Origin of the sequence: Dyella sp. 333MFSha (assembly GCF_900102405.1) — a bacterium.
Lineage (GTDB): Bacteria > Pseudomonadota > Gammaproteobacteria > Xanthomonadales > Rhodanobacteraceae > Luteibacter > Luteibacter mycovicinus.
In genome coordinates, this window is record NZ_FNBR01000009.1 from 11,965 (window position 1) to 37,007 (window position 25,043).

At 65.1% G+C, this 25,043-nt stretch carries 24 protein-coding genes, 2 tRNA genes and 1 pseudogene; 18 read left to right on the top strand and 9 right to left on the bottom strand.

From position 1 onward, the window contains the following. Window positions 1-4: 4 nt before the first annotated feature. The 7 genes and pseudogenes from BLT40_RS19475 to BLT40_RS19505 all read right to left on the bottom strand — a co-directional run bounded on the left by BLT40_RS19475 (window position 5) and on the right by BLT40_RS19505 (window position 6,805). The gene (locus BLT40_RS19475; RefSeq protein ID WP_079523014.1) at window positions 5-1,252 is read right to left on the bottom strand and encodes a TrbI/VirB10 family protein; all 1,248 of its coding nucleotides are present in this window, start codon (window positions 1,250-1,252) and stop codon (window positions 5-7) included. Continuing rightward, window positions 1,249-2,058, bottom strand: coding sequence for a TrbG/VirB9 family P-type conjugative transfer protein (locus tag BLT40_RS19480; protein WP_239708995.1), 810 nt, complete (start codon window positions 2,056-2,058; stop codon window positions 1,249-1,251). The genes BLT40_RS19475 and BLT40_RS19480 overlap by 4 nt, the downstream gene beginning before the upstream one ends. Beyond that, a complete protein-coding gene (locus BLT40_RS19485) occupies window positions 2,058-3,095 on the bottom strand; it encodes a VirB8 family type IV secretion system protein (protein WP_079523013.1) in 1,038 nt (345 codons plus the stop codon). Before BLT40_RS19485 ends, BLT40_RS19480 begins: the two co-directional genes overlap by 1 nt. 134 nt (window positions 3,096-3,229) lie before the next feature. Then, window positions 3,230-3,646: pseudogene (locus BLT40_RS19490) on the bottom strand (hypothetical protein); the annotation flags it as partial. A gap of 758 nt (window positions 3,647-4,404) precedes the next feature. Beyond that, the gene (locus BLT40_RS19495) at window positions 4,405-4,956 is read right to left on the bottom strand and encodes a hypothetical protein (protein WP_079523012.1); all 552 of its coding nucleotides are present in this window, start codon (window positions 4,954-4,956) and stop codon (window positions 4,405-4,407) included. Window position 4,957: 1 nt separating this feature from the next. After that, a complete protein-coding gene (locus tag BLT40_RS19500; RefSeq protein WP_090356143.1) occupies window positions 4,958-6,127 on the bottom strand; it encodes a peptidoglycan-binding protein in 1,170 nt (389 codons plus the stop codon). A gap of 12 nt (window positions 6,128-6,139) precedes the next feature. Next, window positions 6,140-6,805 (bottom strand): hypothetical protein, encoded by a 666-nt coding sequence (locus tag BLT40_RS19505; RefSeq protein WP_079523010.1) that lies wholly within the window; start codon window positions 6,803-6,805, stop codon window positions 6,140-6,142. Between the two features lie 283 nt (window positions 6,806-7,088). On the opposite strand from BLT40_RS19505, the gene BLT40_RS19510 reads away from it, so the two are divergent. From BLT40_RS19510 to BLT40_RS19540, 7 genes are all read left to right on the top strand, one after another. After that, entirely contained in the window at window positions 7,089-7,598 is a 510-nt protein-coding gene (locus BLT40_RS19510) for a CinA family protein (protein ID WP_036114736.1), read from the top strand. Between the two features lie 97 nt (window positions 7,599-7,695). Beyond that, entirely contained in the window at window positions 7,696-8,736 is a 1,041-nt protein-coding gene (gene recA / locus BLT40_RS19515; protein ID WP_036114733.1) for a recombinase RecA, read from the top strand. Beyond that, window positions 8,723-9,229: a regulatory protein RecX gene (locus BLT40_RS19520; RefSeq protein WP_036114731.1), complete on the top strand. Its 507-nt coding sequence runs from the start codon at window positions 8,723-8,725 to the stop codon at window positions 9,227-9,229. Before recA ends, BLT40_RS19520 begins: the two co-directional genes overlap by 14 nt. Before the next feature lie 71 nt (window positions 9,230-9,300). Further along, window positions 9,301-11,934, top strand: coding sequence for an alanine--tRNA ligase (gene alaS, locus BLT40_RS19525; RefSeq protein WP_090356146.1), 2,634 nt, complete (start codon window positions 9,301-9,303; stop codon window positions 11,932-11,934). Window positions 11,935-12,236: 302 nt separating this feature from the next. Next, complete coding sequence (gene csrA, locus BLT40_RS19530) at window positions 12,237-12,440, top strand: carbon storage regulator CsrA (protein ID WP_036114720.1); 204 nt, start codon at window positions 12,237-12,239, stop codon at window positions 12,438-12,440. A gap of 77 nt (window positions 12,441-12,517) precedes the next feature. Further along, window positions 12,518-12,610: transfer RNA gene (locus BLT40_RS19535), tRNA-Ser, on the top strand. A gap of 178 nt (window positions 12,611-12,788) precedes the next feature. Beyond that, window positions 12,789-13,193: a globin family protein gene (locus BLT40_RS19540; protein ID WP_090356151.1), complete on the top strand. Its 405-nt coding sequence runs from the start codon at window positions 12,789-12,791 to the stop codon at window positions 13,191-13,193. Window positions 13,194-13,297: 104 nt separating this feature from the next. Here the strand turns inward: BLT40_RS19540 and BLT40_RS19545 are convergent. After that, window positions 13,298-13,374: transfer RNA gene (locus BLT40_RS19545), tRNA-Pro, on the bottom strand. A 157-nt stretch (window positions 13,375-13,531) separates the two neighbouring features. Between BLT40_RS19545 and hisS the strand changes: the two genes are divergently transcribed. After that, a complete protein-coding gene (hisS, locus tag BLT40_RS19550; protein ID WP_090356156.1) occupies window positions 13,532-14,923 on the top strand; it encodes a histidine--tRNA ligase in 1,392 nt (463 codons plus the stop codon). 33 nt (window positions 14,924-14,956) lie between these two features. Further along, a complete protein-coding gene (locus BLT40_RS19555; RefSeq protein ID WP_090356161.1) occupies window positions 14,957-16,852 on the top strand; it encodes an HAL/PAL/TAL family ammonia-lyase in 1,896 nt (631 codons plus the stop codon). Here BLT40_RS19555 and BLT40_RS19560 read toward each other — a convergent pair whose 3' ends face one another. Beyond that, window positions 16,853-17,554 (bottom strand): response regulator, encoded by a 702-nt coding sequence (locus BLT40_RS19560; RefSeq protein WP_051943797.1) that lies wholly within the window; start codon window positions 17,552-17,554, stop codon window positions 16,853-16,855. Between the two features lie 149 nt (window positions 17,555-17,703). Between BLT40_RS19560 and BLT40_RS19565 the strand changes: the two genes are divergently transcribed. Genes BLT40_RS19565 through hisIE form a run of 9 tightly spaced genes read left to right on the top strand, consistent with a single transcriptional unit; the run spans window position 17,704 to window position 25,036 of the window. Next, window positions 17,704-18,021, top strand: a complete 318-nt coding sequence (locus tag BLT40_RS19565; RefSeq protein ID WP_036114643.1) for a YerC/YecD family TrpR-related protein — start codon at window positions 17,704-17,706, stop codon at window positions 18,019-18,021. Then, a complete protein-coding gene (gene hisG / locus BLT40_RS19570; RefSeq protein WP_090356166.1) occupies window positions 18,018-18,911 on the top strand; it encodes an ATP phosphoribosyltransferase in 894 nt (297 codons plus the stop codon). Before BLT40_RS19565 ends, hisG begins: the two co-directional genes overlap by 4 nt. Continuing rightward, the gene (gene hisD, locus BLT40_RS19575) at window positions 18,908-20,215 is read left to right on the top strand and encodes a histidinol dehydrogenase (protein ID WP_090356171.1); all 1,308 of its coding nucleotides are present in this window, start codon (window positions 18,908-18,910) and stop codon (window positions 20,213-20,215) included. The genes hisG and hisD overlap by 4 nt, the downstream gene beginning before the upstream one ends. After that, window positions 20,212-21,270, top strand: coding sequence for a histidinol-phosphate transaminase (gene hisC, locus BLT40_RS19580; RefSeq protein ID WP_090356175.1), 1,059 nt, complete (start codon window positions 20,212-20,214; stop codon window positions 21,268-21,270). The genes hisD and hisC overlap by 4 nt, the downstream gene beginning before the upstream one ends. Continuing rightward, window positions 21,267-22,331: a bifunctional histidinol-phosphatase/imidazoleglycerol-phosphate dehydratase HisB gene (hisB, locus tag BLT40_RS19585; protein WP_090356179.1), complete on the top strand. Its 1,065-nt coding sequence runs from the start codon at window positions 21,267-21,269 to the stop codon at window positions 22,329-22,331. Before hisC ends, hisB begins: the two co-directional genes overlap by 4 nt. After that, complete coding sequence (hisH, locus tag BLT40_RS19590) at window positions 22,331-22,921, top strand: imidazole glycerol phosphate synthase subunit HisH (protein WP_090356182.1); 591 nt, start codon at window positions 22,331-22,333, stop codon at window positions 22,919-22,921. Before hisB ends, hisH begins: the two co-directional genes overlap by 1 nt. Continuing rightward, the gene (gene hisA / locus BLT40_RS19595) at window positions 22,918-23,670 is read left to right on the top strand and encodes a 1-(5-phosphoribosyl)-5-[(5-phosphoribosylamino)methylideneamino]imidazole-4-carboxamide isomerase (RefSeq protein WP_090356188.1); all 753 of its coding nucleotides are present in this window, start codon (window positions 22,918-22,920) and stop codon (window positions 23,668-23,670) included. Before hisH ends, hisA begins: the two co-directional genes overlap by 4 nt. Then, a complete protein-coding gene (hisF, locus tag BLT40_RS19600; RefSeq protein WP_079523000.1) occupies window positions 23,664-24,434 on the top strand; it encodes an imidazole glycerol phosphate synthase subunit HisF in 771 nt (256 codons plus the stop codon). The genes hisA and hisF overlap by 7 nt, the downstream gene beginning before the upstream one ends. Next, on the top strand, window positions 24,431-25,036 hold the full coding sequence (hisIE, locus tag BLT40_RS19605) for a bifunctional phosphoribosyl-AMP cyclohydrolase/phosphoribosyl-ATP diphosphatase HisIE (protein WP_090356191.1): 606 nt from the start codon (window positions 24,431-24,433) through the stop codon (window positions 25,034-25,036). Before hisF ends, hisIE begins: the two co-directional genes overlap by 4 nt. Window positions 25,037-25,043: the final 7 nt, after the last annotated feature.

Here is a 25,043-nt window from a genome sequence, read left to right on the forward strand (position 1 = left end):
TCCCTCAATACCTCGCGACCACGCCGGTGAAGTCAACGTCCTTGGCGACGTAGATTGCCAGCACCGTACCCTGGTTGATCGTGACGGTCGCCGGGCGGTTGGCCTGGCGCTGCACGGCCTGATTGGCCAGCTGCTGAATGGTGTCCGCGGTATTGCTCTCGAACGGTGTCTGGGTGACGACACCATTGCTGATCGTGGTGCTCTTCGGGCCGTGCTCGGCGGCTTCGTACTTAAAGGCGTCGCTGAGCAGGCTGATCAGCAGGGCGGCACCGATACGGCTACCCCAGTGAGCGTTGTAGTAGCCCGGATGACCGGCACCGCCGAGCGCGTCGATACCGGGGCTCGCCATGTTCACGTCGATACCGGTTGGCGTGACGATACGGTCCCAGATGACCGCGACACGCGGGCCGCTGGGTTCCATTTCGTACTTGCCCATCACCTTGCTGCCCTTGGGCAAAAGCAGGCGCTTGCCGGTGAACGAGTACACCGGTTCGGTCACGACGCAGGACGTAAAGCCCGGGATGTCCGTGATGATGCGGGTCTCGAGGACGCAGCGGATGAACGTGCCGCGCAGCATGATCGTGTCCGGATGCGTGAGCGGAGTGGCGCTCGACACATCCGGTAGCTCCTTCGCCGAGTAGGCGAGGTTGCCGTTGGCGCTCATGGAAGGTGCGGCAGGCGTCTGCTCGCCGAAGGCCCCGGGCGGGAACTTGAATCCGGTGCCTTCCTGCGACGGAGCGTTGGCGACGCCATTGGTCCCGCCATTCGACGCGGCGATGCGTCGCTCGAGCAGCGTCGGCCCACGCGGCGCTTCCGGCTGCGTCGGCATGGGCGGCATCTGCGACGGGACCGGCGGTGCCTTCAGTGCGATGGGATCCGCGGGCGGCGGAGTCGGCGCATTCTCGGGCGGCATCGGCGGCGGAGCGCGCGGTGCCTCGGGGATGCTGACCGTTTCTTCGCGGACCTTCGGCGGGGTCTTGGTGCTGCTGCCGCCGAATACCCAGAAACCGATCACCAGCAAGAGCAAGGCAATGCTCGCCAGCAGGCCCAGCGCCTTACGATTCATGCGCTGCATGTCGTTCGAGGTCAGCTGCGGTGCGGCGCTGTCGAGGTCCGGCTGTCGCGTCTGACGCGCATTGTTCGAATACGGGTTGTTTGCCAGTGGATCGTGCTGCTCGGCGGCACGATCCTGCGGCGGCACGTTGCTGCCGTTGGATTCTTCGTCCGGGTGATAGGGGTTGTTCGGGCTCACTTCTTTGTGTTCCTTCGCAGACCGACGACATTGCTGTCGTGGCGGATGACCAGGTAGGCGTACGTGCCATGGACGACGATGGTGTTGCCCTCGACGGTGGTATTAACCACTGCGTCTTCGCCGTGTTCCTTCTCGCGCATGTACACCGTGGGGAAGTTTCCCGTGGGGAACTGCTTGAGGTCCGGCATCTTGATGTACGTAAAGCGGCCGTCGTCGTACACGTTGATCGGCACGAGCCAGGGCGGCGTCTTGCGCGTCTTCGCGAAGTCGTAGTCGAAGTTGTAATCGCGACCCTTGACCAGCGAGGTGTCGAGCGCAGGCGCCTGTTCGACCTTCTTGGCTTCCGACATGAAGCTGGTGTCGGACGGATAGGTAAACACGACCTTGTACTGCACGCCGGCACGGCGAGCCTGGTCAAGGGTCTTCCAGTCCGTCGCCACGACCTTCAGCTCGAAGATGTACGAGTGGGTCGCCGTACGGATCATCATGTTGGTGTCGACGTCGACGTTCTTCGGCTTGACGTAGAACACATTGTCGCGCCGGGTAAGATCCCAGCCCGTGCTGAAGCCGGTGCTGTAGTCGAGGATCTTTTCGTTCGGGCTGAGTTCGATCTGGGTGGAAATGCCGAGGCCGGTGCGTACCTGATAGATGCGATCGGGCTGGTATTCATAGGACGTGACGCCGGTCACCGCCTGCATCGCGGCCGTGGGAGCACTCTGCTCGGTCTGGGCGATGGCGAACGGCGCCAGGCACATCGCGGCTGCACCAACGGCGGTGCGCAGACTCAGCTTGATTGGTCGATTCATCAACGGCGCCCTCCATTGGCGGCGCTACGGGGCGAACGAGCCGCAGGTGCGGCGTTGGAAGGCACGGGAACCGGGGTTCCTGCGGAGGGTGGTGCGGCGTAGGCGCCGTCGACCGGAATGGGAGCCGTCGGCATCGCACTGCGCTGAAGGGTGTCGTTGGTCGCCGCGCCGGGCGCGTAACCCTGCGGAGCAGCGCTCTGGGGCGCCGCACCCGCAGCGGGCAGGTCGTCGGGATCCACGCCCGGGGCGGTCGGCGCGACGGGCGCGTTCGGGTTGACCGTAGCCGCTGGATTGACCTGTACTTCGGCCGGCGGCGTCGAGCCGTAATCGTTGTCGACTCGATAGCTCGTGACCTGGAAGCCGAGCGGATTCTCGACGCGGCTCTGATCGTCCATGCGGAGGTTCGGGTTGTACGAGAACTCCATCGTCGCGATTTTGTTGTCGAGAACCGACGTGGCGCCGTTGGTCTTGTCGTAGATGCTGCGCTGGAAGCGTACGGTGGCGCCCTTCGGGGGCGAGCCCTGGCCACCGCCAATGAGCACGATGCTGAGTATCTTGACGCGAACGGCCTTGTTCTTGCCGTACAGCTTGTAAGGGCTGTTGTCATTGTTGGTCGAGTGCAGATTCATGTAAGGCCGCGCAACGTCGGGTGCGGCCATGGTCAGCACGGTGGGCCAGTCGCGCATGTTGGTCAGCGCGATGTCATAAGCCTCGCGAGCCAGGACAAAGTGCGCGATGTTGCTGCGATTGACGGCTTCGTTCGTAGTGACCCGCTTGTTGACCAGGTCTTCGGTGAGGCGCGCGAGCGAGCTCGTACCCGAGTACGGGTCGGCCATCACGATGTACGGCACCTTTTCCTTGAGCGGCAGCATGTAGAAATAGCCACCCACAAGAATGCACGAGACCCCGAGCGAGCAAAGCGCAACGATCCAAGCCCGACGCTCGCTGCGTCTGGCCATGTCGGCAACGGTAACTTCGAAGTTGACGCTCTGTTGCACGGCGGCGTCGATCTTCGGCGAACTTTTCTTCTTGAGCATGTGAGTGCGCTGCCTGGCGGTTACTTCGAATCGGGCGTCGCGGCGACGTTGCCCGCATCGCCTGTGGAGACGGCGGCGTTGGGCGCCGATGCCGGAGCCGGCGCGGCAGGCGCGGTCGGCGGGGCGATCGCGCTCACTTCCTCGACGATCAACTGCGGTCCGTCGACGACCACTGCGACGCCCTGCGCGGCGTAGATCGCGCTGAGCTGTGACGCGGCGTCGCGGACCTCCGTCGTGTGGATGGCGGACGTGGTCTTGGGCAGCGTGAAGTCGGAGCGGAGCTTGTAGGCCAGCTTCATGCCGGTATCGGTGGTCCACCGCGTCAGCATCGTCTTCAGCGTCCCGTCCATCGGCGCCGCGTAATACGTATAAGGCACGGCGAGCGGGATCTCGACCACCTTGTCGTCGTACTTGTTGACCGGACGCCAGCGACCGCCGAAGTCCTTCGCCGGCGGCGTGCCGCATGCGGACAGCAGCAGGACAAATCCGGAGACGAGGAAGAGAGTAAGGGCAGGGTGCAGGATTTTTTTCACGCGTGGCTCGTAAGTCATGAAAAGCAAACAGAAAACATCAGCGGCCCTCGTCGCGGAAGCCCGGACGCGGGGTCGAGAAACCGTTTACATCGCTACGAAAATGACGACGGAACGTGCCGCCTGGCGACTTGCCAGACCGGTATCGGTCGATGAGCCGTGGCGCGACGCGCGCCAACGGCAAAGGACTCCCCTGGAGGAGCTGGAACCTCGGGCCAACCGGCCCCGAGCGATATGCAAATCATCCATAGAACATCCTGTATCGAGCGCCTGCGCGCCCTTGCATTACGTGCCAGCAAAGAATGGCCGCACGACCCCCGGAGCGATAGAGATATCGCCACTCGCAGTTGCCGCACCGAACCAGTGATTCCCCAAAACGCTTCTGCGGATCTCAGTCCACGTTGTTAAGATAGCGCAACGCCGCATTCCTGACTAGTGGGCTGTATAACCGTTTTCTGTGGCGAATATCACACAAATCCAGCCCTTATCATGTCTTGAGCTAACCGAAAGTTGACGCAGATCACATTCTTGCCGTGCGTTAATGCTTACGAGAACGTTTGGAATGTGTATGTCTCGTGAAGGTTGCGCTTGAAACCAAGGCGCACGCTTCCTTGCGGATGCAAACGTTGTCACTTTGCGATGTCACTCGTGCGACAGCCGTGTCTCTGGCTGAGTTTTTGCCGCATTCAAAAACGGGGGTGCCATGCTGAAGGAGGAGCGCCGGTGCTGGCAATGTGCGTCGCCCTGAAAAACATGTGAGCAACGGCCAACCGTTGCCCTCAGTGGCCCAGGCGGTGCCAGCGTTTACCGACATAGACGCACACGCCGCCTTCAGGGCAGGGTTGCAGGCGCCCGTGCGCGCGCGCTTCCTGCACCTCGTCGAACCACGCGGCGTCGTCCATACGCTTGTAAGTCGTCCAGCTGAGCACGCAGGCGCCACAGATCGCGAAGACCGCCGCCGCGCCTGCGGCGGCCAGCGCCTTCCACGCGCTGATGGCGTGCAGGCGTCTCAGGGCGTGGACGTTCGCTTCCAGCGCCGTACTTGCACGTGTCAGCCGGGTCGACGCCTGCGTCATCGCACGCTCGAGATCGCCGGCGGCAGCGGCGGCGCTGGCGACGATCGCGTCGCCAGCGCGCAGGGCAAGTTCGGCGGTCGCGTCGCGTGCGCTTGTCTCCGCGGTCAGTGCAAGCGACTCCGCCGCGCGGACGAGTTCGGCGTGCGACAACTCCGCCTGTCGCGTCAGGCGCTCGCCCAGGCCCTGCAGGCCAGAAGCGAACATGCCGAGTTTGACCGTGATCTCTTCAGCGTCGGTCCGGGTCATCGGCAGCATGTCAGAGCGCCATCGCTGGAGCGCTTTGCTCCGCGACCTGGGTAGGCGCCTGTTCCGCTGCGGGCTGCACCGGGAGCGAATCGGTCAGGGCCTGCTGGTTGCTCCGTTCACCCTGAAGCAACCAGGTCTGCCCGTCCAACGTTTCGCCATAGATCCGACCGACCCGGCACAAGGCGTCCACGTCGCCCTCGGCGCCCGAACGGCACAGTGCCTCGAACATGTCGTGCGTCGACGTCTGCCGCGTGACATTTCCATCAGGTCTGTCGGGTGCGCTGACATATGGGCCCTTGTTCTGCATGAGCGTTTCATGCGCCGTCCTGGCTTGATCGACGGTCCGCACTCCCGCGATCCCGTCGACGACCAGGTCGTGGTTCTGCTGAAACGCCATGACGGCGAGCCGTGTGGCGTTGCCGTAAGCGCCATCCGGGCGCAACGCGTAGCCGAGGTCATGCAGTTGCGTCTGGAGTTCACGCACCCGATCCCCACGAGCGCCCTCGCGCAGGGTGGAAGAAGCCGGCGCGTGGTGCGACGCATTCATCGCCATGAGGTCTTCGGTGCCGATGGTCTGGTTACGGATCCCTTCGACGAGCTCGGGCGTGATGACGGTCGACCACTGATTCACCGCCGCGACGCGCTCGGCGTAGCCATTGCTGCCGCCATTGATGGCCTTGGTCGCCGCGCGTACGTCCGTAGGATCGATGTCTCTGCATCGTTCCTTCCAGTAGGCGATGGCGACATCGGCGGAAACGTCGGGCTCGCTGGCAAGGTGCGGGTGCTCGACCAGGTCCACGCCCACGAGTCGCCCGAACTTTTCGTAATTGGAGCGTCCGGTCAGCTGGATCACGCCGCGCCCGTGAAAACGCCAGCCATCCCCTGGCTCCCGGTTACCAAGCGTGGGGTGGGTGTCGTAAAGGAGGTTTGCAATGGTCTCGGGATCTCGCGTAGCCAGTGCCGCGTCGACCTCCTCGCGGGTGTGTCTGGAACCAAGGCCTTTGATCTGGCTGAGCGCACGATCCGCGCTCGAATACATCATGCTTTCGTTTACGCGATGAAAGTTCATCGACTCCACCGCGGCCTGGCCCATGAGATTGGCCAGCTCGGCGGGCGAGGTGATTCCTTTGTCGATCGCGCGCTTCAGCAGTGTCGTCGAGTGTTGGTTGAATGTGCTCACGGTTCCCTCCGCTCAGAACGTGGTTGTGGTGTGTTTGACGAGCAGAGGCCAGAGGCGGTCGGGATCGAGGTCTTCCATCGGAGTGACGGGAAAGTCGCGAGGCGAGACGATTTCACCGTGGGCGGCGCCCAGGGGCGCGTCGGGGTCGGCTGACCGCTCAACAGGGAAGTCCTGCGTCATCGCATGGACGTTCCACCGCTTTCTCGTGGCGTCGTAAGTGAACTCGAACGTGTGATGTTGGCGATGGGTCGCGTTTGCCCAGCGGATGGTGCCGGCGGCGATTTCCAGGTCGTAAATGCCCATCATTTCCTGCGGGCGACTCATGTAAGGGTTGTTGACGCAGTCAACCGCGCTGTCGCTGCGAGCCGTTTCCTTCCACGCGCCCTCGTGATCGGTGAACACGATCAGCTTGCATGGGTTGTTTCCGCCATGACGGGGCTCTTCCACGTAACGTGCGCCGGGGTAGACGGCAACGACGAGCCCTTTCGTGCCGTTGCCGGTCAACTCGCCGGTTTTGAAGGCGAGCACCAGGTCGTCGGGCGCGAGAGCGGCGCGGACGTCGTCCGGGACGGTCGGCAGCGGCGGCGCGGGCAGCGCGAACGGCCGCGTGCTGACGAACAGGGCGGTGGCGACAGCGACGCGAAGCCGCGCCACGTTGCGAGTGACGTTCCTTTTCATGAGGGTGCTTCTTCCTGCGCCTGCCGAAGCAGACGGTTTGATGGGCAGTACGCGTTGGTAGGGGAGGGCGGCGCTCTGGACCAGCTTGCGACGACGGGTCGGCAACTAAGGATCGTCGTTGCATGCCAATCATGGGTTGCCATCGTAGCGGCGTTGGCCGGACGCGACAATGCGTCGTACATAGAACTTTTCTGAAAAATCGTCCGGATTGGGGTTGGCTTCGCATCGACAGCCCGCCACCTTCCGGGTTAGAAGTTCTCTCTTTGCCCGACAGGATCCCCGGATGGCCGTTGACCTCATGCCCACCGATGCCGAACTCATGGCGCTGGCCCAGGAGGTCGCCGCCGCCGCGCAGGAGCGCCGGGTGATGGTCGCGACCGCCGAGTCCTGCACGGGCGGCTGGATCGCCAAGACGCTGACCGATCTGGCCGGCAGTTCCGCGTGGTTCGAAGCCGGCGTCGTGACCTACAGCTATAGCGCGAAAGAGTCGCTGCTCGGGGTCAACCCGCGCACGCTGGAGCGGACGGGCGCCGTCAGCGAGGAGACCGTGCTGGAAATGGTGTCCGGTGCACTGGCCCGGTATGGCGCCGGTGTCGCGGTGGCGGTGACCGGCATCGCGGGCCCGTCCGGCGGCACGCCAGACAAACCTGTCGGCACCGTTTGGATCGGCTGGAAGCGCCGCGGGGGCTATGCCCACGCCACGCTTCACCATTTCGATGGTGACCGCGAGGCGGTGCGGCGGCAGACGGTCGCGGCCGCACTTGCTGGAATGACTGCGGAACTGAAGGGCTGAACCGTCCGGGCTATGGCAAACTTGGGGATTGCGGATCGCAGTCCCTGAGACGACGGTCCGGCAAGATACTCACCTACACACGAGACCGGATACCACGATGGACGACAATAAGCGCAAGGCGCTGGCGAGTGCCCTCGGCCAGATTGAAAAGCAGTTCGGCAAGGGTGCGGTCATGCGTCTGGGCGACCGTGTCGACGACAACATCGATACCGTGTCCACCGGTTCGCTCGGCCTCGATATCGCCCTGGGCATCGGCGGCCTGCCGCGTGGCCGTGTCGTCGAAATCTACGGCCCGGAATCCTCCGGTAAGACGACCCTGACCCTGCAGGCCATCGCGTCCTGCCAGCGCAACGGCGGCACGGCGGCCTTCGTCGACGCCGAGCACGCGCTCGATCCGAGCTACGCCGAGAAGCTGGGCGTCAACGTCGCCGATCTCCTCGTCAGCCAGCCGGATACCGGTGAGCAGGCGCTCGAAATCGCCGACATGCTGGTTCGCTCGGGCGCCGTGGACATGGTCGTGGTCGATTCGGTGGCCGCGCTGACCCCCAAGGCGGAAATCGAGGGCGAAATGGGCGACTCCCACGTCGGCCTGCACGCCCGTCTGATGAGCCAGGCCCTGCGTAAGCTCACGGCCAACATCAAGAAGACCAACTGCCTCGTCATCTTCATCAACCAGATCCGTATGAAGATCGGCGTGATGTTCGGCAGCCCGGAAACCACCACCGGTGGTAACGCGCTGAAGTTCTACGCCTCGGTTCGTCTGGACATTCGCCGTATCGGCGCGGTCAAGAAGGGTGACGAAGTCATCGGTTCGGAGACCCGCGTCAAGGTCGTCAAGAACAAGGTGGCTCCGCCGTTCCGCCAGGCCGAGTTCGAGATCCTCTACGGCGAGGGCACCTCGCGCGAAGGCGAGATCATCGAGCTGGGCGTGCGGGAGAACCTGATCGACAAGTCGGGCGCCTGGTATAGCTACAAGGGCGATCGCATCGGCCAGGGCAAGGAAAACGTCCGCCAGTTCCTGCGCGACAACCCGGCCATGGCCAACGAAGTCGACGCGGAACTGCGAGCGCGCCTGCTGGTCAAGGCCGGTCCGAAGTCCGAAGCCTCGACCGAGGCCGACGAGCTTGAGGAAGTCTGATAAAGGCGCGGGGAAGGGCGACGGCAAGGCCGATCGCCCCACCCGTACCGCGTACGACAAGGCGCTTGGGCTGCTTGCCCGGCGCGAACACTCCCGCCGCGAACTCAGGCAGAAGCTTGATCGCGGCGGTTTTACGCGTGATGAGTCGACTGCCGCCGTCGAGCGGCTGGGCGACCAGGGCTACCAGGACGACGATCGCTTCGCCGCCTCGTTGTTCCGCAGTCGGGCCGGGCAGGGCTATGGGCCGGCACGGATCCGGGCCGAACTTCGCAGTCAGGGCGTCAGCGATGCCACGATCCGCCAGTTGATGGAGGAAACGGACATCGATTGGGACGATCTGGCCGCCGGTCAGCTGCGTCGGCGCTATGGCGGATCCTCGGCCGACCCCGCTGAACGGGCACGGCGGGCGCAATTCCTCTTGCGTCGCGGCTTCGCCGCCGCCACAGTACGTGGTCTAACCCACGCCGATGCGGAAGACGCCGACGACGACTGAAGGCAACGAGCCTTGATTCTGGACGGAGCGTCGACGTAACGCGTCTCGCAGCTTCCAAGCCACGATCGCTCATGAAAACCGCCGAAATCCGTTCGACCTTCCTCGAATTCTTCCGTTCCAAGGACCACACCATCGTGCCTTCGGCATCGCTGGTGCCGTCGAACGATCCCACGTTGCTGTTCACGAACTCGGGCATGGTGCCGTTCAAGAACGTGTTCCTCGGCAGCGAAAAGCCAGGCTACGTCCGTGCGGCCGACGTCCAGCGCTGCCTGCGGGCGGGCGGCAAGCACAACGACCTCGACGCGGTGGGCTACACCGCCCGCCACCACACCTTCTTCGAAATGCTGGGCAACTGGTCGTTCGGCGACTACTTCAAGCGCGACGCCATCCGCTTCGCCTGGGAGCTGCTCACCGACATCTACAAGCTGCCAGCCGAGCGCCTCTGGGTCACCGTGTACCACACCGACGACGAGGCCTTCGATATCTGGAACAAGGAGGTCGGTGTCCCGGTGGACCGCATCGTCCGCATCGGCGACAACAAGGGTGCGCCGTTCGCCTCCGACAACTTCTGGCAGATGGCTGACACAGGCCCCTGCGGTCCGTGTACGGAGATCTTCTTCGACCACGGTGCCGACGTGGCCGGTGGCCCCCCGGGCTCGCCCGACGAGGATGGCGACCGCTACATCGAGATCTGGAACCTGGTCTTCATGCAGTTCGACCGTGCCCCGGACGGCACGCTGACGCCGCTGCCGGCGCCCTGCGTCGACACCGGCATGGGTCTCGAGCGCCTGGCCGCCGTGCTGCAGCACGTGCATTCCAACTACGAAATCGACCTGTTCGCCCATCTGATCGCCGAGGCCGGTCGTCTGACCGCCACCGCCGATCTGTCGAACAAGTCGCTGCGCGTCATCGCCGACCATATCCGTGCCTGCTCGTTCCTCATCGTCGACGGCGTGCTGCCCTCCAACGAAGGTCGTGGCTACGTGCTCCGCCGCATCATCCGTCGCGCCCTGCGCCACGGCTGGATGCTGGGCGTGCGCGGCGACTTCTTCTGGAAGATGGTCGCGCCGCTGGTCGCCGAGATGGGTGAGGCTTATCCGGATATCGCGAAGAAGCAGGCGTTCGTTGAGCAGGCGCTCAAGAACGAAGAAGAGCGCTTCGGCGAAACCCTCGAGCACGGCATGCGTCTGTTCGACGACATCGCATCCCGGGCGGAAAAGGTGATTCCCGGCGTCGACGCTTTCCGTCTGTACGACACGTATGGCTTCCCGGTGGATCTCACGGCCGACATCGCCCGCGAGCGCGGCATGAGCGTCGACATGGACGGCTTCGAGCAGGCCATGGGCGAGCAGCGCACGCGTGCTCGCGCCGCCAGCAACTTCTCGACCAAGGCCCAGTTGCCCGCGGAAGTCGCCAGCGCGGTGTCGCCGACGGTTTTCACCGGCTACGACAGCCTCGAGCTGAGCGATGCCCGGGTGCTCGCGATCGTCCGTGACGGCAAGTCGGTGGATCGCCTCTCCGACGGCGAAGAAGCTTTCCTGTTGCTCGACCGTACACCGTTCTACGCGGAGTCGGGCGGCCAGGTGGGCGATACCGGCGTCCTGCGCAATCCTTCGGGCGCGCTGGCCGTGGCCGATACGCAGAAGGTCGGTGGCGCGTTCTTCGCGCACTTCGGAACCTGGCAGGGGTCCGCGCCGCTGAACAAGGGCGACATCGTCGGCGCCGCGGTGGACGCCTCGCAGCGTCAGGCCACGGTGCTGAATCATTCGGCGACCCATCTGCTGCACGCCGCGCTGCGTACCGTCCTGGGCGACCACGTTTCGCAGAAGGGCTCGCTGGTGGCTCCTGAGCGCCTGCGTTTCGATTTCTCCCACTTCAAGGCGCTGACCGCCGACGAGCTCGCGCTGATCGAGCGCATGGTCAACGACGAGATTCGCCACAACGATGCCGCCGAAGTGCACAACATGGCGTACGACGAAGCCATCGAGTTCGGCGCCATGGCGCTGTTCGGCGAAAAATACGGTGCCGAAGTGCGCGTGCTGAAGATGGGCGACTTCTCGACGGAGCTTTGCGGCGGCACGCACGTGTCCCGGACGGGCGACATCGGTCTGTTCAAGATCGTGGCGGAATCCGGCGTCGCCGCTGGCGTACGACGCATCGAGGCGGTGACTGGCGCGGGAGCCATGGCACGTGTTTCGGATGAAGAACGCGTCCTTGGCGAGGTCTCCGGACTGCTTGCCGCGACCGGTGACGAAGTTGTCGAAAAACTCCGTCAGCTGTTCGATCGACAGAAGAAGCTCGAGCGCGAAATCGAATCCTACAAGGCCAAGGCGGCCAGCTCCGCCTCGGCCGATCTCGCCGCCTCGGCGGTGGATGTCGCCGGTATCAAAGTCGTCGCCGCCCGTATTGAGGGTCTCGATGCCAAGTCGCTGCGCGACAGCGTCGATGTGCTCAAGCAGCAGCTCGGCGATTGCGCCATCGTGCTGGCAGGTGCGGTCGATGGTCGCGTGGCACTCGTGGCAGGCGTCGGCGGCGCCGCGCTGGGCCGGGTCAAGGCCGGCGATCTGGTGGGCGAAGTGGCCTCGAAGATCGACGGCAAGGGCGGTGGCCGCCCTGACATGGCCCAGGGTGGCGGCGTCGACAGCCCGGCGCTTCCCGGTATTCTCGAAAGCATCCCTGCGTGGGTGGAAGCTCGTCTGCGCTGAACGGGAGATAGATGGACCCGTACCAAAGTGCCGTAAAGGCGCTTTGGTACACGTCTTCACGGCTGTGTGCGTTGCTTACGCTGGATTGGCTCAGCTAGTATGATCCGAATGCCGAACGTAATTTTCGGTGTCGGTCCTTCGGATCGGAATGGCAGGACAGCTGGTCAGCGACACACACAACTAGAGCCGGGGAAGGCAGTTCGGCCTTCGATGGTCGAAACGTCAATCCATCGACGGCAAGCACTCGGGGTGAGGTTGTCGTTGGTGGGGAAGCCAATACCTGATTTTATGGAGTATCAATCATGCTGATTCTGACCCGCCGGGTCGGTGAAACCCTGATGATCGGCGACGAGGTGACCGTCACCGTTCTGGGTGTCAAAGGTAACCAGGTGCGCATCGGCATCAATGCACCGAAAAATGTCGCAGTCCATCGCGAAGAGATTTACCAGCGCATCAAGAACGAAGGCGACGCCGGCGGCCATTCCGGGGACGACCACGACCAGTAAGGTCTGAGGCTTTACGAGTCGACCAAGGTTAAGTATCCTTGCCGGCTCGTGAAGGCAGGTCCTTTACGAAACATCCCGGAGAGTTGCCCGAGTGGCCGAAGGGGCTCCCCTGCTAAGGGAGTATAGGGTCAAAAGCCTTATCGAGGGTTCGAATCCCTCACTCTCCGCCAGTTACGCAAGACGCCCCTAACGGGGCGTTTTGCGTTTCCAGACCACCGTTTCCAGAGTCATGTAGGAGCGCGCCCCGCGCGCGACCGGCTACCCTCGCGCCCGCAAATTTGACCAGAGTCGGGGCAGCCCACACCCCACCTTTCTAAGCTCGCAGCTTTTTCCCAAGGCGAGCCTCCCATGTCCACCGGATACGACGACCTTCAGGTCAGCTACGGTCGCTGCCTGAGCACGCGCGGTTTCATCGGGCGCTTCTACGAGATACTCCTGTCCCGCGACCCCGGCCTCGCGCTCCTGTTCGCCACGACCGACTTCCAGAAGCAACACATGGCCCTGCGCCGCGGCATCAGCCTGGCGATCTCCTGGGCCGCCGGCGACGGTATGGCGAAACGCCCGGTCGATGAGATGATCCGCGTCCATGCCCGCACGGGCAGGGCGCCGGTACCGCCGGAGTACTACGCGTACTGGCTCGACAGTCTGCTGCAGGCGGTACGTGAGCGTGACGATCAGCTCACGCCGGAACTGGAGGTGCGCTGGCGTGAGGCGATGAGCGCCGTGACGCACGCCTTCGCCGTCGCCTACTGACGCGGATCGCCAGGCGGCTGTGCCTGCGGGTCGTTCGCAGGCCGGATCCCGCGCAAACAAAAACGCCGGCACTAGGCCGGCGTTTTCATAATGAACGAATTCATTGGTCGGGGAGACAGGATTCGAACCTGCGACTTCTACGTCCCGAACGTAGCGCTCTACCAGGCTGAGCTACACCCCGACGGGAGCCGCGTATATTAGCCATGCTCCCGATCAATGGCAACAGGTCGCTTCAACTTTTTTCACGCATTGCCTACCGGGGCGGGCTGTGGCCATCTGCTAATCTATGCGGCTGCCGCGTGGCGGCCTCCGTATAAGCCTGTCCGAAGAGGAATTGCATGGCACTCACCCCGGCCCGCACCATGCCCGGTGTCCTCGAGCTCCTGCCGCTCGATCAGATCGCGTTTCAGCGCATGCTGGACACGATCCGCCGTAACTATGAGAAATTCGGCTTCCTGCCGATCGAGACGCCGGTGATCGAGCACAGCGATGTGCTGCTGACCAAGACCGGCGGCGAGACGGAGCGCCAGGTTTACTTCGTGCAGTCCACCGGTGCGCTGGGCGCGGCGGCGGAGAAGGACAAGGGCGGCGTACCCGAGCTGGCCCTGCGTTTCGACCTCACCGTGCCGCTGGCGCGCTACGTGGCCGAGCACGAGCACGACCTCAGCTTCCCGTTCCGTCGCTACCAGATGCAGCGCGTCTATCGCGGCGAGCGCGCGCAGCGCGGACGCTTCCGCGAGTTCTATCAGTGCGACATCGACGTGATCGGCAAGGACTCGCTGTCGGTGCGTTACGACGCCGAGATTCCGGCGGTCATCTACAGCGTGTTCCGCGACCTCAACATCGGTCCGTTCACCATTCAGCTGAATAACCGCAAGCTGATGCGCGGTTACTTCGAAAACCTCGGCATCGCCGACGCCGAGCAGCAGATGCTCGTGCTGCGCGAAGTCGACAAGCTCGACAAGCGCGGTCCGGACTATGTGCGCGACACGCTGACCGGTGAGGCGTTCGGCCTGTCGGCCGACGTGGCGACGAAGATTCTCGCGTTCGTCCAGGTACGTTCCACCTCGGTCGACAACGCCTTCGCGCATCTCGACGCGCTGGGTGCCGGTTCGGAAACCTTCGAGCAGGGCAGGGCCGAGCTGAAGGAAGTCCTGACCATGATCCGCGACTTCGGCGTGCCGGAGACGCATTTCGCACTGAACCTGTCGATCGCCCGCGGCCTCGATTACTACACGGGGACGGTCTACGAGACCACGCTCAACGATCATCCCGGCATCGGTTCGATCTGCTCGGGTGGGCGCTACGAGAATCTGGCCGGTCAGTACACGAAGTCGCATCTGCCGGGCGTCGGCATCTCGATCGGCCTGACGCGTCTTTACTGGCAGCTGCGTGACGTCGGCCTGATTTCGACCGCGCAGAGCACGGTGGACGTGCTGGTGACGCAGATGGACGCGGCGCAGTTGCCGACCTATCTGGCCGTCGCGACGGAACTGCGCAACGCGGGCATCGCCACCGAGGTCGTGCTCGAGGGCGGCAAGCTCGGCAAGCAGTTCAAGTACGCGGACAGGGCGGGCATTCGCTTCGTCGTGGTGCTGGGCGAAGACGAGATCGCGAAGGGCGTGGTCACCGTGAAGGATCTTCGTCGCGAAGATCAGTTCGAGGTGGCTCGTGCCGACCTGGTCAAGACGTTGCGCGTCGAACTGGCCCAGGCCGAAATCGGTCGCTGAGCTTTCTCATACCCCCACCGCACGGCATTCCCCATGACCAGCAGCATTCTTCTCGACGGACGTAGCCTCACGCGCGCCCAGGTCGCCGCTATCGCTCGCCACGGCGCTTCGATTCGTCTCGACGACGCGCAGCTGGTGAAGGTCAGGCGCGCGGCCGACTTTCTCGCCGAGAAGGTCGGTGGCGGCGAGCCGATCTACGGCGTGACCACGGGCTTCGGCAGCAATGCCGACAAGCTGCTCGGTGCGCATCGCGTGCGCGACGAGTTGCCCGGCGGTAATCCGGAGCCGCGCGAAGGCACGTTGCTGGAAGAACTGCAGCACAACCTGATCATCACCCATGCGGTGTGCGTGGGTAAGCCCTTCGCTGAAGACGTCGTGCGCGCGATGCTCGCCATCCGCGTCAACACGTTGATGAAGGGACACTCCGGTATTCGCGTGGAAACCCTGCGTGCGCTGGCCGAGCTGCTCAACCGCAACGTCATCCCGGTGATTCCGGAGAAGGGCTCCGTCGGCGCCAGTGGCGACCTGGCTCCGTTGTCGCATCTGGCCATCGTGCTGCTGGGTGGTGGTGAGGCCTTTTATCAGGGCGAGCGCCTGCCCGGTGCCGAGGCGCTGAAGCGTGCCGGTCTCGAGCCGGTGCGCCTGTCCTTCAAGGAAGGTCTTGCGCTCAACAACGGCACGACGCAGATGCTGGCCACGGGCGTGCTCGCGCTCGACACGATGGACATGCTGATCCGCACGGCGGACCTGGCGGCCGCGATGACGCTCGACGCGTTCGCTGGCCGCACGGGCGCTTACGCCGAACAGGTGCATGCGCTGCGCCCCCATCCGGGGCAGGTGGCGGCGGCACGCAACATACGCGGTCTGCTCGAAGGTTCGACGCTGGCGGACATCGCGTACCACATGGTGCCGCGCTTCCGTCCGTGGCTGTCGGACTCGTGGGCGGATCCCGCCGACCAGGCGTATCGATTCGACATCGGCTGGGATTGGGTGCCGGCCACGCAGCGGCATGGCAAGGAAGCGTTCTACTCCCGCTTCCTCCCGTTCAAGGGCGGCAAGAAGCATCAGCCGCAGGACGCGTACTGCCTGCGCTGTGCGCCGCAGGTGCATGGTGCCGTGCGCGACGCGTGGGAGCAGGCGTGTCGCGTGTTCGACGTCGAGCTCAACGCCGTCACCGACAACCCGCTGGTCTTCCCCGATGCCGAGAACGCCGAGGTCATCGAGGATCAGGTGATTTCCGCCGGTCACTTCCATGGCATGCCACTGGCGCTGGCGATGAGCTACGTCAAGGCGTCGATTCCGGTACTCGCCTCGATCTCGGAGCGTCGCACCGCCAAGCTGGTGGATCCCGCGAATAACGACGGCCTGCCGGCCTTCCTGATCGGCAATGAAGACGCCACGGATTCCGGTTTCATGATCGTGCAGTACACCGCGGCGGCGCTGGTCAACGACCTCGCCACGCGCGCGCACCCGGCCTCCGTCTATTCGGTGCCGACCAGCGCCAACGCGGAAGACCACGTGTCCATGGGTGCCAACGAGGCCCGTCACGTGCTGGAGATGACCGAGGACCTCGGCCACGTGCTGGCGATGGAGCTGTATACCGCCGCGCAGGCGCTCGAATACCGCCAGGACATGCTCAACGCCGCGCGTACCCTTGCGATGCGCGGTGACTGGCAGGCGCTGGCGTCGAAAATCGCCGGAGCGCCGCGTACCGACTCGCCGCACTACGCGCGCTTCGAAACCGAAGTGCGCGCGCTGATGGACGCCCTCGCTGTCGCCGAGGATTTCCATGGCGGTGTCGCCGTGCGCGAGGCACTGGCGGCTCTTCGCCAGCACATCGCCTTCATGCAGCGCGATCGTGCGATGGATGGCGAAGTCCGCCTGATGTGCGAACTGGTGGCCTCCGGGCGTCTCGTCGCCGCGGCCTGATCACGGCGGGAAAAAGTTGAGGCTGGCGGCGGCCTCGTCGGTCGGGGACCAGTCGTCGAGTTTGTCGGCGCGGATGCCGGCCAGGTAGTGATAGAGCTGGGCGTCGTTGACGAGGCCCAGCTTGCTCATGGCCGAGCGCTTCTGCCGGCTGATCGTCTTGATGCTGCGACCCATGGCCGAGGCGATCTCGGGCAACTGGTAGCCCTGCGCGTACCCGCGCAGCACCTCGATTTCACGGGGGGACAGCCGGGTGGCGAGTTCTTCTTCCTGCGCCGCCGCGCAGTCCGCCTCGTGGAAGAGGCGGCGGATGGCCGGGCTGAGGTAGGAGCGCCCGACGTTGGCCGCATGCACCGCGACCGGGATGTCGCGCAGATTGGTGCGCTTGTCGAAGATGGCCGCCACGCCCGCGTCGAGCAGGCTGCGCAACATGGCCGTGTTCGACAGCATGGTGAGTACGACGATGCCGGTGTCCGGACGCATCGCACGGATGCGCCGGATCATGGGCATGCCATCCGGGCGGCTGCCTTCGGGCATGGAGAAGTCCGTCACGACGACGTCGCACGGGTAATCGGCCAGGGCGTGGAAGAGGGCGTCGGTGTTGTGGACGCGCGCGACGATGTCGTAGCGATGCGACTTCAGCACGGTTTCGACCCCCGCGACCACGACCGGGTGGTCGTCCGCGATGATCACGGTACTACGCATGGATAAGGCTCACAGCTTGGAGATGGTCGCCATGTTGGCCGGGTGCTGCGATGCGGTATATGGAAGAAAAGCGCAATTCTCTGTCGGCGCTTGCCACGAACCGGTTGCTCAAGTTAGGATGCGTTATCGTATTAACGCATTAGTACACTATGAAGCGTCGCTCACTCGACCCTGAGACGCCCGCCGATTCGGCGGAAACCAGCCTGTGCGAAGCCCTGGCCGGCCTGGCCACGATCGAGGAGATGCGGGCCTTCCTTCATGACCTCTGCACGCCGGCCGAGATCGAAGTCATGGTCGATCGCTGGCGCGTTGTGCCGTTCCTGCTCGAGGGCCGTTCGTACCGCGAAATCCATGAGCGTACGGCCGTCAGCATCACCACTATTGGCCGGGTCGCCCGGTACCTCAACCAGGGCAGCGGGGGCTATATGGCGGCCGCTGCCCGCCGTAATGCCGGGAGTGCCGTATGAAGCCGCGTGATCGACTGCGCATCGCCATGCAGAAATCGGGGCGCCTCACGGAGCCCGCACAGGAGTTGCTGGCCCGGTGCGGCCTCAAGTTCCGCCAGAGCCGCGACAAGCTGTTCTGCTTCGGCGAGGGCGAGCCGGTGGACCTCCTGCTCGTTCGCGATGACGACATTCCCGGCCTGATCGCCGAAGGCGTGTGCGACCTCGGAATCGTCGGTCGCAATGTCCTGCGCGAATTTCAGCTGTCCAATCCCGAGGCCGGCACGGGCATCGACGAACTGCGCTCACTGGGTTTCGGTCACTGCCGTCTGTCCATCGCCGTGCCGCAGGAAGACGCCTACGAAAGCCCGGCGCAGCTCGAAGGACAGCGCATCGCGACGTCATACCCCGGGCTGACCGGCGAATGGCTGCGCGCGCACGGCGTGGATGCGAAAGTCGTCATGCTCAATGGCTCGGTGGAAATCGCGCCGCGCCTCGGCACCGCCGACGCCATCTGCGATCTCGTTTCCAGCGGTGCGACGCTGGTCGCGAACCAGCTGCGCGAGACCGCGGTGGTGATCGAGAGCGAAGCCGTCCTCGCCGGCCACGCGGAACTGCCGCTGGACGAGCGCGGCGAGATCGCCGAACTGCTGCTGCGTCGTCTGGATGGCGTCATCCAGGTGCGCGACTCGCGCCTGATCCTGATGCAGGCGCCGCGCGCCGCGCTGGCGGAGATCACCCGCCTTCTGCCAGGGGCGCCGGTGCCCACGCTTACACAGGTCGACGGCTCGCCCGATCAGGTCGTTCTGCAGGCGCTGTGTGCCGGCTCGGTGAGCTGGCGCCAGCTGGAAGACATGAAACGCGCCGGTGCCCGCGACATGCTGGTGCTGCCGGTGGAGAAGATGCTGGCATGAAACGGATCGACTGGAAGACCCTCGACGAAAATGGCCGCGACGCCGCGCTCGCCCGCCCGGCGCAGTCCCGCGCCGCGGAACTGCGTGATGGCGTGGAGGCGATTATCGCCGACGTGCGCGCCCGCGGTGACGATGCGCTGCGCGAACTCACCGCACGCTACGACGGCACGACGCTCGACGACCTCGCGGTCACCGAGGCGGAGTTCGCCGCGGCGGAAGCGCGTCTGTCGTCTGAACTGAAAGCGGCGGTGCGCGAAGCCGCGGAACGTATCGATACCTTCCACCGTGCCGCCGCACCAACCGAAGTCGGTGTGGATACGGCGCCGGGCGTACGCGTCGAACGCGTGCTTCGTCCCATTCGCCGCGTTGGCCTGTACGTTCCGGCCGGTGGCGCGCCGCTGCCGTCGACGGCGATCATGCTCGGCGTCCCCGCCGCCATCGCCGGTTGCCGCGATGTGGTGCTGTGCACGCCGGTACAGGCGAACGGCCGCTGCGACGATGCCGTGCTGTTCGCGGCGAAAACGACGGGCGTGCACCGCGTCTACAAGCTCGGCGGTGCGCAGGCGATCGCCGCGATGGCCTATGGCACGGCGTCCGTTCCGCGTTGCGACAAGTTGTTCGGTCCCGGCAATGCCTGGGTGACCGAAGCCAAATTGCAGGCGGCCGGCGATCCCTCCGGTGCCGCCATCGATATGCCCGCTGGCCCGTCGGAAGTACTGGTGATCGCCGACGCCGGCGCCGACCCGCGCTTCGTTGCCGCCGACCTGCTGTCGCAGGCAGAGCATGGGCCGGACTCTCAGGTCTTGCTGGTCAGTCCGTCAGCCGGTCTTCTCGACCGCGTCGAGGCGGAGGTGGAGCGTCAACGCCGGGAACTCCCGCGTGCCGAGGTCGCCGCCATGGCGCTGTGCGAGAGTCGCCTGATCCTCGTGAGCGATCTCGCGGAGGCCGTCGAGGTAAGCAACCGCTACGCGCCTGAGCACCTGATCATCCAGACGGCCGAACCGCGCGCGCTGCTCGACGACGTCGAATCCGCCGGCTCCGTCTTTCTCGGCGAATGGACGCCCGAATCCGTCGGTGACTACTGCAGTGGCAGCAACCATGTCCTGCCGACCTACGGCTACGCGCGCAGCTACAGCGGTGTCTCCGTGGGCAGCTTCCAGAAACAGGTCACCGTGCAGGAAGTCACCGCCGAAGGCCTGCGCAACATCGGTCCGTGTGCGGCGATCCTCGCCGAAGCGGAACAACTCGAAGCCCATCGTCGCGCGGTGACCCTGCGCCTTGCCGTTATGGATGCCGTCGCATGAGCGTGCTCGATCTCGCCCGTCCCGATATCCGTGCCATCACGCCGTATTCCAGCGCCCGCATGGAAGCGCAGGGAGGCACGGTGCTGCTCAATGCCAACGAGTCGGCCCGTTCGCCGAACGTGCCGGGCGGCGAAGGCCTGAATCGTTATCCCGACCCGCAGCCGCGCGGTCTCGTCGAAACGCTCGCCGATCTCTACGGCAGCACCAGCGAGCGCCTGCTGGTCACCCGGGGCAGCGACGAAGCGATCGACCTGCTGGTCCGCGCGTTCTGCCGGGCGGGTCAGGACTCGATCGCGATCTCGCCGCCGACGTTCGGCATGTATGCCGTCTGCGCACGTGTGCAGGCGGCCGGCGTGATCGAATCGCCGCTGGATGCGTCCGGCAAGCTCGATCCCGACGCCTTGCTCGCCGCCGTCACCGACACGACGAAGCTCGTCTTCGTCTGCTCGCCGAACAACCCCACCGGCAACCTGGTCGAACTCGCCACCATCGAACGACTGGCCCGCGAGCTGCAGGGCAGGGCGTTGCTGGTGGTCGATGAGGCCTATCTCGAGTTCAGCGGCACGCGCAGCGCCGCCTCGTTGATCGACGACTTCGACAACATCGCCGTGCTGCGAACCCTGTCCAAGGCCTGGTCGCTGGCAGGTGCTCGCGTCGGCACCCTGATCGCACGGGCCGAGGTCGTGGCCCTGCTTCGCCGGATCATCCCGCCGTATCCGCTGCCATCCCCATGCGTGGACGCGGCGCTGGCGGCGCTGTCGTACGAAGGACGCCGCGTGCAGCGCCATCACGTACACGAACTGCTCAACGAGCGCGCCCGGATGGCCAGGGCGCTCGCCGCGCAGCCGGGTGTGCGCGAAGTCCTCCCGTCGCACGCGAACTTCCTCGCCGTACGCTTCGACGATGCGGCGGGTACGTATCGCCGACTGCTCGCCGCCGGTGTCGTGGTGCGCGACATCACGAGATACCCGGGCCTCGGCGACGCGTTGCGCATCACCATCGGCACGGGCAACGAGAACGACCGCGTGCTTGCCGTGCTGGGAGCCGGGACATGAGCCGCAAGATTCTCTTCGTCGACCGCGATGGCTGCCTCATCGAAGAACCCGCGGACCAGCAGATCGACAGCTACGAAAAGCTGGCGCTGTTGCCGGGGGTGATCGCGGCGCTTCAGCGCTGCGTCGCGGCCGGCTACGAACTGGTGATGGTTACCAACCAGGACGGGCTCGGGACGGATGCCTTCCCACAGGCCTCGTTCGATGGTCCGCATGCGTTGCTGCTACGTATTCTCGCTTCGCAGGGCATCACCTTTCGCGAGCAGCTGATCGACCGCAGCTTCGCGCACGAAAATCTCGACACGCGCAAGCCGGGTGTCGGTCTCGCACGGCACTGGCTGGCGGACGACGGCTGGAGCCGTGCGCAGTCGGCCATGATCGGGGATCGCGAGACCGATCTGGCGTTCGCCGCGAACATGGGCGTGCGCGGTCTCCGGGTCGGTCCCGAGGGCATGAGCTGGGCCGAGCTGGCGCACGCGTTGCTCGATGCGCCGCGTACCGCCGAGGTCGTGCGCAAGACGAAAGAAACGTCGATTCGCGTGTCGGTCGATCTCGACCGTGTGGCGGATCCGGAGATTCACACGGGTCTGGGCTTCTTCGATCACATGCTCGAACAGATCGGCAAGCACGGCGGCTTCGCCCTGAAGCTGCGCTGCGATGGCGACACCCACATCGACGAACACCACACCATCGAAGACTCCGCGCTGGCGCTGGGGCAGGCTCTGAAGCAGGCCCTGGGCGACAAGCGCGGCATCGGCCGCTACGGCTTCGCGTTGCCGATGGACGAGAGCGCGGCGCGCGCCGAGCTGGATCTGTCGGGGCGTCCGTATTTCGTGTTCGAAGGCGAGTTCCCGCGTGAGCGCGTCGGCGATGTCCCCACCGAGCTCGTGCCGCACTTCTTCCGTTCGCTGTGCGAGACGCTGGGCGCCAACCTGCACCTCACCGTGCACGGCGATAACGCGCACCATATGGTCGAAGGCTGCTTCAAGGTGGTCGCGCGTACCCTGCGCCAGGCGATCCGTCGCGAGGGTGCGGACCTGCCGAGTACCAAGGGGAGTCTCTGATGCGCGTGGTCCTCGTCGACGCGGGAGGCACCAATATCGGATCGGTGCGGTACGCGCTCCAGCGTCTCGGCACCGATGCCGAACTGACCTCCGACGCGAATCGCATCCGTAACGCCACGCACGTGATCCTGCCGGGCGTGGGTGCGGCGGCTCCCGGCATGCGCATGCTGCGCGAGGCGGGCCTGGTCGATGTCATGCGCGGGCTGACTCAGCCGGTGCTTGGCGTGTGCCTCGGCATGCAGTTGCTGTGTGCCCGTTCGGAGGAAAGCGACACGGAGTGCCTGGGCATGATTCCCGCGACGGTGCGTCGCTTCGCGGAGCAGCCGGGTTTACGTGTCCCACACATGGGCTGGAACACCCTGACGGCGACCGGCGATCACCGTCTGACGGCCGGTCTGAGGCAAGGCGATACCGCGTATTTCGTCCACAGCTACGCCGTGCCCACGGGCGATTACACGCTGGCGTCGAGCGAGCACGGGACCCCGTTCTCCGCCGTCGTCGCGTCCGGTAATTTCATGGGTATGCAGTTCCATCCCGAGCGTTCGGCCGGTGTCGGCGCCCAGCTCCTGCGGAATTTTCTCTCGCTATGACACTTCCCATTCCAGCCATCGATCTGCGCGAAGGCAAAGTCGTCCGCCTGTTCAAGGGCGACTATGCTCAGCAGACCACCTTCGCGTTTGAGCCTGAAGCGCTTGCCGCGCATTACGCCGACGAGGGCGCTTCGTGGCTTCACGTGGTCGATCTCGATGGCGCCCGGACGGGCCGCTTCGAGAACCTTTCCACCCTCGCGGGTATCGCCTCCAGCGGACGTTTACGCGTACAGGCCGGTGGTGGCGTGCGTGACGAAGACGGTGTCCGTCGTCTGATCGACGCCGGCGTACAGCGCGTCGTGGTCGGCAGCATCGCCATGCGCGATCCTGAAACCGTCGCCGCATGGATCGGTCGCTACGGCGCGGAACGCATCGTGCTGGCGCTGGATACGCGTTTCCGCGATGGCCTGTGGAAGCTGCCGAGTGCGGGCTGGACCGCCGACGAGGAGCGCACGCTCCACGACCTGGTGCCCTGGTATCGCGCCGCCGGTGCGCGCCACCTGCTGTGCACGGACATCGACCGCGACGGCACGATGACCGGGCCCAATCTCGCGCTGTATCGCCACCTGGCGACGCTGGCGCCGGGCATGGATGTGCAGGCCTCCGGCGGAGTCCGTTCGCTGGAAGATATCGCGACGCTTGCGCTGCAGGACGTCTCCGGCGTGATTCTCGGGCGTGCGCTGCTGGAAGGGGCGTTCGCCCTGTCCGATGCTTTCGTGACCGCCGAGAAGGCGAACGCATCATGCTGAGCCGTCGTATCGTTCCTTGCCTGGATGTGCGCGACGGGCAGGTGGTTAAGGGGGTGCGATTCCGCGATCACGTGGTGGTCGGTGAGATCGTCGAGCTCGCACTGCGTTACCGCGATGAGGGCGCCGACGAGCTCGTGTTTTACGACATCACCGCGAGCCCGGAAGGCCGCCGTGTGGATCGCGACTGGGTCGAACGCGTGGCGCGCGAAATCGATATTCCCTTCTGCGTGGCCGGAGGTATCCGCAGCGTCGATGACGCGCGTGACGTGCTGCATGCGGGTGCCGACAAGATTTCCATCAACTCGCCGGCACTGGAGCGTCCTGAACTGGTCGCCGAAATCGCCGACGCCTTTGGCGTGCAATGCGTGGTCGTCGGCGTGGACAGCCTGCGCGATGACGACGGGGAGTGGCGTGTGCGCCAGTACACGGGCGATCCGTCGCGTACGAAAGCGCTGCGCAAACGCACTCTCGACTGGATCGAGGAAGTGCAGGCGCTGGGTGCGGGCGAAATCGTGCTGAACTGCATGGGCACCGACGGGGTGCGCCGCGGTTATGACATCGAACAACTGGCCGCCGCGCGCGCACTGAGTCGCGTGCCCTTGGTCGCGTCGGGTGGCGCGGGCGCGGCGGATCATTTCACCGAGGTGTTCCGCGTCGCGGACGTCGACGCGGCACTCGCCGCCAGCGTCTTCCACAGTGGCGACATCGGCATTCCCGCGCTCAAGCGCGAACTGCGTGCGCAGGGCATCGAGGTAAGACTATGAGCGAGACGACGACACCGGACTTCGCCAAGGGCGACGGCTTGCTGCCGGCCATCGTGCAGCATGCGCGGACCGGCGAGGTGCTGATGCTGGGTTACATGGATGAGGCCGCCCTGGCGAAGACGCGCGAGGCAGGTCTCGTGACGTTCTTCAGCCGCAGCAAGCAGCGTCTGTGGACGAAAGGCGAAACGTCAGGCGATACGCTGACGTTGGTCGACGTGCGTCTGGACTGCGACGCGGACACGTTTCTCGTGCGTGCGATGCCGGCCGGGCCCACCTGCCATAACGGCACGACAAGCTGCTTCGGCGATGACGTGGCGCCGCCGCTTGGTTTTCTGGGTGAGCTCGACGCGCTGGTCGCGTCGCGGCATGCCGAGCGGCCCGAGGGCAGCTACACGACGAAGCTGTTCGAGGGCGGCATACGGCGTATCGCGCAGAAGGTCGGCGAGGAGGGCGTGGAAACCGCGCTCGCCGCCGTCGCCGAAGACGACGACGCCTTGATCGGCGAAGCGGCCGACCTGGTGTTTCATCTGATGGTGGTACTGCGTGCCCGCGGTATCGGCTTCGACGCGGTGGCGAAGAAGCTGGTCGAACGGCACCGCTGACCCGATG